This is a genomic window from Acinetobacter baylyi DSM 14961 = CIP 107474 (assembly GCF_000368685.1).
Taxonomy (GTDB): domain Bacteria; phylum Pseudomonadota; class Gammaproteobacteria; order Pseudomonadales; family Moraxellaceae; genus Acinetobacter; species Acinetobacter baylyi.
In genome coordinates this window covers 1,283,093-1,293,522 of sequence record NZ_KB849628.1, presented here as the reverse complement: position 1 = coordinate 1,293,522, position 10,430 = coordinate 1,283,093, and the positions used below count along the sequence as shown (strand labels likewise).

At 44.3% G+C, this 10,430-nt stretch carries 10 protein-coding genes and 2 rRNA genes; 5 read left to right on the top strand and 7 right to left on the bottom strand.

Going from position 1 to position 10,430, the window contains the following annotated elements:
• The first annotated feature begins 159 nt into the window (after positions 1 to 159).
• Together F952_RS15390 and rrf are read left to right on the top strand one after the other, a co-directional pair.
• Positions 160 to 3,049 (top strand): 23S ribosomal RNA (locus F952_RS15390).
• A gap of 195 nt (positions 3,050 to 3,244) precedes the next feature.
• Positions 3,245 to 3,359, top strand: a 5S ribosomal RNA gene (gene rrf, locus F952_RS15385).
• A gap of 118 nt (positions 3,360 to 3,477) precedes the next feature.
• Here rrf and F952_RS15380 read toward each other — a convergent pair.
• The 5 genes from F952_RS15380 to rplM form a co-directional block, all read right to left on the bottom strand.
• Complete coding sequence (locus F952_RS15380) at positions 3,478 to 4,146, bottom strand: hypothetical protein (protein ID WP_004929654.1); 669 nt, start codon at positions 4,144 to 4,146, stop codon at positions 3,478 to 3,480.
• Between the two features lie 18 nt (positions 4,147 to 4,164).
• Positions 4,165 to 4,599, bottom strand: a complete 435-nt coding sequence (locus tag F952_RS15375; protein WP_004929653.1) for a ClpXP protease specificity-enhancing factor — start codon at positions 4,597 to 4,599, stop codon at positions 4,165 to 4,167.
• An 11-nt stretch (positions 4,600 to 4,610) separates the two neighbouring features.
• The gene (locus F952_RS15370) at positions 4,611 to 5,261 is read right to left on the bottom strand and encodes a glutathione S-transferase N-terminal domain-containing protein (RefSeq protein ID WP_004929652.1); all 651 of its coding nucleotides are present in this window, start codon (positions 5,259 to 5,261) and stop codon (positions 4,611 to 4,613) included.
• Between the two features lie 228 nt (positions 5,262 to 5,489).
• Positions 5,490 to 5,876: a 30S ribosomal protein S9 gene (gene rpsI / locus F952_RS15365; RefSeq protein WP_002048725.1), complete on the bottom strand. Its 387-nt coding sequence runs from the start codon at positions 5,874 to 5,876 to the stop codon at positions 5,490 to 5,492.
• A gap of 12 nt (positions 5,877 to 5,888) precedes the next feature.
• On the bottom strand, positions 5,889 to 6,317 hold the full coding sequence (gene rplM / locus F952_RS15360) for a 50S ribosomal protein L13 (protein WP_002117832.1): 429 nt from the start codon (positions 6,315 to 6,317) through the stop codon (positions 5,889 to 5,891).
• A 304-nt stretch (positions 6,318 to 6,621) separates the two neighbouring features.
• Between rplM and pdxA the strand changes: the two genes are divergently transcribed.
• The 3 genes from pdxA to F952_RS15345 are packed head-to-tail and all read left to right on the top strand — an operon-like array spanning position 6,622 to position 9,279.
• Positions 6,622 to 7,590 carry a 4-hydroxythreonine-4-phosphate dehydrogenase PdxA gene (gene pdxA, locus F952_RS15355; RefSeq protein WP_004929651.1) on the top strand — a complete coding sequence of 323 codons (969 nt, stop codon included), beginning with the start codon at positions 6,622 to 6,624 and terminating at the stop codon, positions 7,588 to 7,590.
• Positions 7,591 to 7,612: 22 nt separating this feature from the next.
• Positions 7,613 to 8,425: a 16S rRNA (adenine(1518)-N(6)/adenine(1519)-N(6))-dimethyltransferase RsmA gene (gene rsmA / locus F952_RS15350; protein WP_004929649.1), complete on the top strand. Its 813-nt coding sequence runs from the start codon at positions 7,613 to 7,615 to the stop codon at positions 8,423 to 8,425.
• 2 nt (positions 8,426 to 8,427) lie between these two features.
• Complete coding sequence (locus tag F952_RS15345; RefSeq protein ID WP_004929648.1) at positions 8,428 to 9,279, top strand: symmetrical bis(5'-nucleosyl)-tetraphosphatase; 852 nt, start codon at positions 8,428 to 8,430, stop codon at positions 9,277 to 9,279.
• 56 nt (positions 9,280 to 9,335) lie between these two features.
• On the opposite strand, the gene F952_RS15340 is transcribed toward F952_RS15345, so the two are convergent.
• The gene (locus tag F952_RS15340; protein WP_004929645.1) at positions 9,336 to 10,004 is read right to left on the bottom strand and encodes an LrgB family protein; all 669 of its coding nucleotides are present in this window, start codon (positions 10,002 to 10,004) and stop codon (positions 9,336 to 9,338) included.
• 13 nt (positions 10,005 to 10,017) lie between these two features.
• Positions 10,018 to 10,389 (bottom strand): hypothetical protein, encoded by a 372-nt coding sequence (locus F952_RS15335; protein WP_004929643.1) that lies wholly within the window; start codon positions 10,387 to 10,389, stop codon positions 10,018 to 10,020.
• Positions 10,390 to 10,430: the final 41 nt, after the last annotated feature.

Genomic DNA, 10,430 nt, shown 5'->3' with positions numbered 1-10,430 from the left:
TGAGAACTAGCAAATTAACTGAATCAAGCGTTTTGGTATATGAATTTAGATTGAAGCTGTACGGTGATTAAGTTCACGAAACAACAAGCTGTGGAGCTAAGGTAACTTAGTTCTGTCTTAACCTGACTTGTAAGGGTTAACGACTGTTTGGGGTTGTATAGTCAAGTAATTAAGTGCATGTGGTGGATGCCTTGGCAGTCAGAGGCGATGAAAGACGTGATAGCCTGCGAAAAGCTCCGGGGAGGCGGCAAATATCCTTTGATCCGGAGATGTCTGAATGGGGAAACCCACTTATCATAAGATAGGTATTGCATGATGAATACATAGTCATGCAAGGCGAACGAGGGGAAGTGAAACATCTCAGTACCCTTAGGAAAAGAAATCAATTGAGATTCCCTTAGTAGCGGCGAGCGAAAGGGGAACAGCCCATTAAGTTGTGTGTGTTCTAGTGGAACGCTCTGGGAAGTGCGAACGTAGAGGGTGATATTCCCGTACACGAAAGGGCACACACAATGATGACGAGTAGGGCGAGGCACGTGAAACCTTGTCTGAATATGGGGGGACCATCCTCCAAGGCTAAATACTCCTGACTGACCGATAGTGAACCAGTACCGTGAGGGAAAGGCGAAAAGAACCCCTGTGAGGGGAGTGAAATAGATCCTGAAACCGCATGCATACAAGCAGTGGGAGCCGACTTGTTCGGTGACTGCGTACCTTTTGTATAATGGGTCAGCGACTTATATTCAGTAGCAAGGTTAACCGCATAGGGGAGCCGTAGGGAAACCGAGTCTTAATAGGGCGTATAGTTGCTGGGTATAGACCCGAAACCAGGCGATCTATCCATGAGCAGGTTGAAGGTTGGGTAACACTAACTGGAGGACCGAACCCACTGTCGTTGAAAAGCCAGGGGATGACTTGTGGATAGGGGTGAAAGGCTAATCAAGCCTGGTGATAGCTGGTTCTCCCCGAAAGCTATTTAGGTAGCGCCTCGGACGAATACCATAGGGGGTAGAGCACTGTTTCGGCTAGGGGGTCATCCCGACTTACCAAACCGATGCAAACTCCGAATACCTATGAGTACTATCCGGGAGACAGACTGCGGGTGCTAACGTCCGTAGTCAAGAGGAAAACAATCCAGACCGCCAGCTAAGGCCCCAAAATCATAGTTAAGTGGGAAACGATGTGGGAAGGCATAGACAGCTAGGAGGTTGGCTTAGAAGCAGCCACCCTTTAAAGAAAGCGTAATAGCTCACTAGTCGAGTCGGCCTGCGCGGAAGATGTAACGGGGCTAAAACTATGTGCCGAAGCTGCGGATGTAACTTTAAGTTACGTGGTAGGGGAGCGTTCTGTAAGCCGATGAAGGTGGATTGAGAAGTCTGCTGGAGGTATCAGAAGTGCGAATGCTGACGTGAGTAACGACAAAACGGGTGAAAAACCCGTTCGCCGAAAGACCAAGGGTTCCAGTCCAACGTTAATCGGGGCTGGGTGAGTCGACCCCTAAGGCGAGGCCGAAAGGCGTAGTCGATGGGAAATTGGTTAATATTCCAATACTTCTGTGTAATGCGATGAGAGGACGGAGAAGGTTAGGTCAGCCTGGCGTTGGTTGTCCAGGTGGAAGACAGTAGGCATGCATCTTAGGCAAATCCGGGGTGCTCTATGCTGAGAGTCGATAGCAAGCTAGTTTACTAGCGAAGTGGCTGATACCATACTTCCAAGAAAAGTCTCTAAGCTACAGTTACACAGGAATCGTACCCGAAACCGACACAGGTGGTCAGGTCGAGTAGACCAAGGCGCTTGAGAGAACTCTGCTGAAGGAACTAGGCAAAATGGTACCGTAACTTCGGGAGAAGGTACGCTGTTGATGGTGATGGGACTTGCTCCCTGAGCGATTGACAGCCGCAGAAACCAGGCCGCTGCAACTGTTTATTAAAAACATAGCACTCTGCAAACACGAAAGTGGACGTATAGGGTGTGATGCCTGCCCGGTGCTGGAAGGTTAATTGATGGGGTTAGCGTAAGCGAAGCTCTTGATCGAAGCCCCAGTAAACGGCGGCCGTAACTATAACGGTCCTAAGGTAGCGAAATTCCTTGTCGGGTAAGTTCCGACCTGCACGAATGGCATAATGATGGCGGCGCTGTCTCCAGCAGAGGCTCAGTGAAATCGAATTCGCCGTGAAGATGCGGTGTACCCGCGGCTAGACGGAAAGACCCCGTGAACCTTTACTGCAGCTTGACATTGAACTTTGACCTTACTTGTGTAGGATAGGTGGGAGGCTATGAAGATGGGACGCCAGTTCCATTGGAGCCATCCTTGAAATACCACCCTGGTAATGTTGAGGTTCTAACTCTGCCCCGTAATCCGGGGCGAGGACCATGTCTGGTGGGTAGTTTGACTGGGGCGGTCTCCTCCTAAAGAGTAACGGAGGAGTACGAAGGTGCGCTCAGCGTGGTCGGAAATCACGCGTAGAGTATAAAGGCAAAAGCGCGCTTAACTGCGAGACCCACAAGTCGAGCAGGTACGAAAGTAGGTCTTAGTGATCCGGTGGTTCTGTATGGAAGGGCCATCGCTCAACGGATAAAAGGTACTCTGGGGATAACAGGCTGATACCGCCCAAGAGTTCATATCGACGGCGGTGTTTGGCACCTCGATGTCGGCTCATCTCATCCTGGGGCTGAAGCAGGTCCCAAGGGTATGGCTGTTCGCCATTTAAAGAGGTACGCGAGCTGGGTTTAGAACGTCGTGAGACAGTTCGGTCCCTATCTACCGTGGGCGCTGGAAATTTGAGAGGATCTGCTCTTAGTACGAGAGGACCAGAGTGGACGAACCTCTGGTGTACCGGTTGTGACGCCAGTCGCATCGCCGGGTAGCTATGTTCGGAAGGGATAACCGCTGAAAGCATCTAAGCGGGAAGCCTACCTCAAGATAAGATTTCCCTAGGAATTTATTCCTCTAAAGAGCCGTTCAAGACTAGGACGTTGATAGGTTGGATGTGGAAGCATAGTGATATGTGAAGCTGACCAATACTAATTGCTCGTGAGGCTTGACTATACAACACCCAAACAGTTGTTGTATCAAGATAAATTCATACAAATGATCAATTCAAACTTGATTTAGTTAAGGCTAGAACATAAAATACCGACTCAATATTCCAATCCGTTAAACTCATTTGGTACAAAGTACGGCACACACTGTGAAATACAATCCACAGTCAAAATAAGACCCGAAAATGTCCATAAACAGTTTGCTGGCGACAATAGCAAGAGTGAACCACCTGATCCCTTCCCGAACTCAGAAGTGAAACCTCTTCGCGCTGATGGTAGTGTGGCGTTAGCCATGTGAGAGTAAGTCATCGCCAGCTTTTAAATACTAAAGCCCCCTGAATCAAAATCAGGGGGCTTTTTTTATGTAGAAAATAAATTAAATAGAAAGAAATCAAACAGTAAAAAAGGGCTCAAGCCCTTTTTTATGGAGTTGGTTTAGCCTACAAGATGACCATATTGAATATATAAAAAAACTAAAACAGCCAAAGCTAAAAGTGGCGCAACAATTCTAGACCATGTGGGTACTACTTCTTGAAGGGGCTCAAGTGAGTGAGAATCGATAGTATGGTTATCAGTGTCGTGATGTGCGGTGTGGACCATTTGATTGAATTCCTTCATTGTCTCATCTAATGATATATCTTCTTGAATCTTCGGTTTGGAGCCAAGCAACTCTGTTAGCTGATTTGTTGACCAAACCCAGTCATCAGCTTGTCCTGATAAGTGTTCTATTTGACCTGTGAATAATTCGTTTAAACCTATTTTGCCAAGATTGCCTGTTTGGTCTAACTGTTTTAATTCAGTGAGCTGTAAAAGAAGTATCTCGCTAATCGTTTGTTCAAGTTGCTTTTTATCAAGAGGTGATTGATTTTGTGGAGAAGTGGTTAGATGGCGTGAGACTTCTTGAATATACAGTGCATCAATCGTATGTATTTCTTTGTACAGACGATTATTGTCTTTTCTCCATAGCTTTATAAGCTTACCTAAAATCAGTGCGTTCAGATCGAAAATATACTCCTGGCGCAAATTTAATGGATAAGTGCTTAATAATTCAGGCTTTTGGAGCATACTTTGTTCACTAAAATAATGAACTAAATCAAATGCCATCTTGATCTCCGTGATGATCTAATCTAAAAGTCTTAAATTAGGTTTTTTCTTAGTTTCTGTTTCGGATTTTTCTTCAGCTTGGGGCACTGCAGCTTTATCAATTTCAGGATGAATATCGCTGTATTCATTAGGATCAAAAAATAAACCTTGCCCATTTTCTTTGGCATAAATTCCAATAATTGAATAGACCGGAACATATATATCACGTGCAATACCACCAAATCTTGCAGAAAAAGTGACTGCATCGTTAGACATATGAAATTGATGAACTGCATGAGGTGCGATATTTAATACGATTTGTCCATCTTTTATAAACTGTTCAGGTACAGACGTATGTGGCTGAGTTGCGTCTACAAGTAAATAAGGAGTGAGTTGATTGTCACAGATCCATTCATAGATTGCACGTGCCATATAAGGACGGGTAGGCGTGAGCGTGGTTTCAATTTCAGACATATCGAACTCAATTAACGTTGAACAAAGTTACTATAACGGTTTTTTTCCTGCGCAGTCATGGATTTAACAAAAGCAGGACGACTAAATACACGATTGCAATACAGCAAAATAGGACGGCTTGCTGACTTTGATAATTCAATTCCCATACTGTTTAATCGTATAAACATGGGAGCCAACATGCAATCTAAAATACTAAATGTTTCAGAAACAAAATACGGAAAATGTTGAAAAAGTGGATTCAAGGATATCAGAGTATCACTTAACTCTTTTTTTGCTTTGGCTTGTTGTGCTGGTTCAAACGTATCAGGGTGTTTGAGCATGGTATCTGCCAATTTAAACCAGTCCTGCTCGAAGCGCCAGATGTATTGTCGTTGCTCTGCACGTGCGCCAGGTGCATCCGCATACAGTTTGTTCTGTCGATAGCGATCATCAATATATTCCGAAATAATCGACGTGGAGAAGAGTTTGAGATTATTTTCAATCAGCATGGGAAGCTGATTATATGGATTCAAACTTGCCAAGTCTTCATCTTCATGATCAACTAAAATGAGTTGATACTTGATCTGTTTTTCAGCCAGTAAAAAACGAATCCAGTGGGATCGAAAATCATCTGCATGACTATACAGCGTGATTCCCTGAACAGATGCACTTTCGACAGACATATTTCTAAAACTAAAAAACTAAATGTTGTAGGATACTAAAATTACGTCTAAAAAGATAATGACTTGATCAAGAAGTTGAGCTGGCTTTGTATATAGGCTTATTCAAGGATCCATTTTCGGAAGTTGAGATGGCAGAAAATATGGAAAAATTGAAATACGATTTTTGAAACGTCAAATATAAAAAAACCTCGGAAAATCCGAGGTCTTTTGTCCAACTCGATAAACGAATTAACGTTTAGAGAATTGAGGACGCTTACGGGCTTTACGTAAACCAAGTTTCTTACGTTCAACTTCACGAGCATCACGAGTAACGAAACCAGCTTGACGTAGAACAGGTTTTAAAGTTTCGTCAGCAGCGATAAGCGCACGTGTAATACCGTGACGGATCGCGCCAGCTTGACCACCGATACCACCACCTTTAACAGTGATGTAAAGGTCAAACTTTTCAGTAACTTCTAAAAGTTCTAAAGGTTGACGAACAACCATACGAGCAGTTTCACGACCGAAATATTGCTCTAAAGTACGGTTGTTAATAACGAGTTTGCCTGTACCAGCTGACAAGAAAACACGTGCAGTTGCGGTCTTACGGCGACCTGTACCATAATTAGTAGCCATGTGCTGTATCCCTTAGATGTCCAAAACTTGTGGCTGTTGAGCAGCATGCGGATGCTCAGTACCAGCGTACACTTTCATTTTTTTGATCATTGCATAACCAAGAGGACCTTTAGGTAACATGCCTTTAACTGCTTTTTCAAGAACAGCTTCAGGTTTGTGAGCGATTAACTTCTCGAAGTTAGTCTCACGGATACCACCAGGGAAACCAGTATGGCGATAATATTTCTTATCAAGTGATTTTTTACCAGTCACTTGAACTTGTTCAGCATTAATCACAACGATGTAATCGCCAGTGTCAACGTGAGGAGTATAAGAAGTTTTATGCTTACCGCGTAAACGACGAGCGATTTCAGTCGCAAGGCGACCTAAAGTTTTGCCAGAAGCATCAACAACATACCAGTCATGTTGAACTTCAGCTGGCTTAGCGCTGAGAGTTTTCATTAAACCACTACCTATTATAGTTGGTTTGGACTATGGAATCTGTCCAAACAAAAGGAGTGCAAATTCTAAAGGAATTTGGGTGAAATCACAATCAAAAAAGCACATCAAAACGAAGAATTTCAGACTGTTTGCATAGAATATTGATCAAATCACCGTATTAGAAAAACTAAGTAGATGTAATGTTTAGCTTGGATTGTTTTTTATTGCATTCCAATGTGATGATATTTGGTGTAAATCCAGTCAAATGGCAGTGTTGTCTTACGCATCCACGGGTATACTCAAAGCATAGTGGAGGATAAACACCATGATGCCCTTATATGTAACCTCAGGAGAGCCAGCAGGCATTGGCCCAGATATTTGCTTGAGTTTGAGTGATCATACATTTGAACGACCTGTTGTGGTCTTGGCAGACAAATCGCTATTGCAATCTCGTGCAACACAGCTCGGATATGAGGTAGAGTTACTGCAATATACGGGGCAGCCTGACGCTGCAATGTTTGGACAGCTTTATGTGGAACATGTTCCGTTATTAAAACCTGTTCAAGCTGGACAGCTTGACCCTGCCAATGCGGCATATGTGATTGAGCAGTTGACGCGTTCGGCCCGCTATGCAATCGAGCAAAAGGGTGTCGGCGTTGCGACGGCTCCTGTACAAAAATCGGTCATCAATGATGCTGGGATTGCCTTTAGTGGGCATACTGAGTTTTATCAAGAGATGGCAGGCGTTCCGCGCGTGGTTATGATGCTGGCAACGCACAGCTTACGTGTTGCGCTGGCCACCACCCATCTGGCTTTACGAGATGTTCCCGATGCCATTACCCAAGCGCGCTTGATTCAAGTGATTGATATTTTACTGCACGATTTACATAGTAAATTTAAAATTGCCACACCACGAATTTTAGTCTGTGGTTTAAATCCTCATGCGGGTGAAGATGGCTATTTGGGCCGTGAAGAGATTGAAATTATCAATCCAGTTTTACAAGCCTATCGAGATCAAGGCATCGATTTAAGTTTGAGTCTGCCTGCCGATACCTTATTTACACCCGAGCATTTAAAAGATGCAGATGCGGTGCTAGCGATGTATCACGATCAGGGGCTGCCTGTGTTAAAATCACAGGGCTTTGGTGAGGCGGTGAACATTACACTCGGTTTACCGTTTATTCGCACATCGGTTGATCATGGAACCGCGCTGTCTCTGGCTGGAACTGGATTGGCAAAAAGTACAAGTTTACATGTGGCGGTTGAGCTGGCTTTGGCGCTGGCACGTCAATAATCGAATTACGTTGGAAGTCTTTATGTATCAAATTAATGCCCTAAACCCCAAAGAAGAAGGGCATAAAGCTCGGAAACGTTTTGGTCAGAACTTTCTACACGACCAACGGGTTATTGCGAAAATCGTCCGCTCGGTCAATCCGCGCCCAGGTGATAATGTTGTCGAAATCGGACCTGGTCTGGCAGCACTGACTTCACCTTTGATTGGTGAGTGTGATGCCCTAACTGTGGTCGAACTTGACCGCGACTTGGCGGCAGGTTTGCCTGATCGCGTACCGCATCCAGAGCGTTTAACCATTGTTGAAGCCGATGCGCTTAAATATGATTTTAGCCAGTTAGCGACGCAAGAGAGTCCACTTCGCGTGGTAGGTAACTTACCATATAACATCTCAACGCCTTTGTTGTTTCATCTGTTGGAATTTGGCGACAAAGTCAAAGATATGCATTTTATGCTACAAAAAGAAGTGGTTGATCGTATCACTGCCGAGCCTAATACCAAAGAATATGGTCGTTTGTCGGTCATGATTCAGTATTTCTGTCAGCCCACATTTTTATTTGAGGTGCCTGCTGGCGCATTTAATCCACCTCCAAAAGTCACAAGTGCGGTATTTCGTTTAGTGCCGTATAAAGAAAAACCGATTGTGGCCAAAGATGAAAAAGCATTGTCTCGTCTGGTCGGGCATGTGTTTACGCAGCGTCGTAAAACCTTGCGAAATAGCCTGAAGGGCATGCTTGCAGACGATGCTTTTGACAAAGCGGGTATCGATCCGATGGCACGCCCAGAAACCTTAACGCTGGCACAATTTGTGGCATTGTCTGATCAAATGGTGCCATAAGTATGACCACACGCTACAACTATGTGATTGGTGATGTTCAGGGATGTTTTGAAGCGCTCAAAGCATTGCTGAAAGAAATTCGGTTTGATCCTGATTTAAACAAACTCTGGTTTGCAGGCGACTTGGTAGCGCGTGGTGAAAACTCAGTCGGTGTACTGCGCTTTGTCAAGAAACTGGCCGAGCGTGGATGTGCCGAAACGGTTTTGGGTAATCATGATTTAACCTTAATTGCCTGCGCTCGTGGACACAAAAAAGTAAAAGCCAGAGACAATACTCAACAGGTGATAGATGCGATTGATGGCGATGAGCTAATCGATTGGTTGCGCCGGCAACCGCTGTGTCTGCTGCCAGATCGTCAAACGATTATTACCCACGCTGGCATTCCATGTATCTGGACGGCTGAACAGGCATTTCGTCTGGCACGTGAAGTGGAAGCCTATGTCGGACATGATGATTTAAGCCAGCTTGATGAGTTTTTATTACAGATGTATGGTGAAGAACCCACGATTTGGTCTGACGATTTGACGGGAATGACACGATTACGTGTGATTACGAATTATTTGACCAGAATGCGTTTGACCGATATCAATGGGCAGCTTGAGTTTTCATTTAAAGATGAACTTAATGAGCCAATGCCAAAAGGCTTTTTACCTTGGTTTGATTTTGACAGTCCTGCTGCACACACTCATCAGATCTTTTTTGGACATTGGGCGGCATTGCAAGGCATGACGATTAATGAACGCATTCAAAATGTAGATGGGGGTTGTGTATGGGGGCGCAACTTAATTGCATATCGTCTTGAAGACCAGAAAGCTTTTAGTGTCCAAAATCCATTGGCAGACGAATTTTTCTAAATATTCAACACTCAAAAGCCAAATTTAACAATGATACTTTTGAGTGTTGAGCTTGGTTATTGCAATGATAAAACCAGCGTTGGTAACCAGAGTGCAGTGAACACACCATTGAGTGCCATACCAAATGCTGCGTAGCGTCCTGCAATCGGGCCACGTTGCCAAGCTTGAGCGGTACCAATCGCGTGCGCAGCAAGACCCAGTGCCAGCCCAGAGGCGCGTTCGTCATGAATATGTTTCAAAATCCATGGCGAGAAGGCAGCGCCAATTACACCCGATAAAATTACAATGAGGGTAACCAGTGTCAGTGGTGCATGTAAAAGTGTGGCAATATTCAGTGCAATCGGTGTGGTGACTGCACGGGTCATAAAGGCCAAAATAGTAGGCTCAGACATATGCAGCAAATAGGCCAGTCCAACAGGTAGTGCGACCGCACTAAAACTTGCAAAACATAAAATGCCGACCAGTGACTTTAATGGAAGATCGTCATAACGCATCGCTGCCAGAGGAATAGCCAATGCAACGGTCACATAGCCGAGCAAATGGCTAAATAAACCATTGACGCTAGTCATGTAATGTTCGTAAGGCAGTCCCACCAATGCAAGAATGGCAACAACAATAAACATCCCAAATACCAGAACAGGAATTTGTGGAATACGCTTATTGAGTGGTTTTGCACACAAATAGGCAATTAAGGTAATGAAGAAACCATAAATGATGGTCAGCATGGTCTAAATCTCCTTATAACCAGTGTTTTGCCATCTTGGCATATACCCAAAGTGGAATCAGTGTACTCACAACCAGTACAGCAACGAAAAGTGGAATTTCACTGCCCATATGTACGAGCATCATCAGTGAACCAGCACAGATGGGTAAAAAAGCAAAGCCACTTTCCTTCATGATTTTGTTGTTGGTATCGACCAGACGAGGCGGCACTTTTTTAAACTTGCGCCAGATTAGAAGTACAATCAATAAACTAATCAGACCCACCAGATTGCCGAGTTCTGGATGCCCAAAATGTCCCATGATCCAGACAGAACCTTCACGGAAGAAAATAATCAGGGCAATTGTGCCAAGCCAGGCAAACCAGTCAATCTGTCTAAACAAATCCATTAATGAAATCTTATTAAAATTTGATTTATCAAGTTTTAACC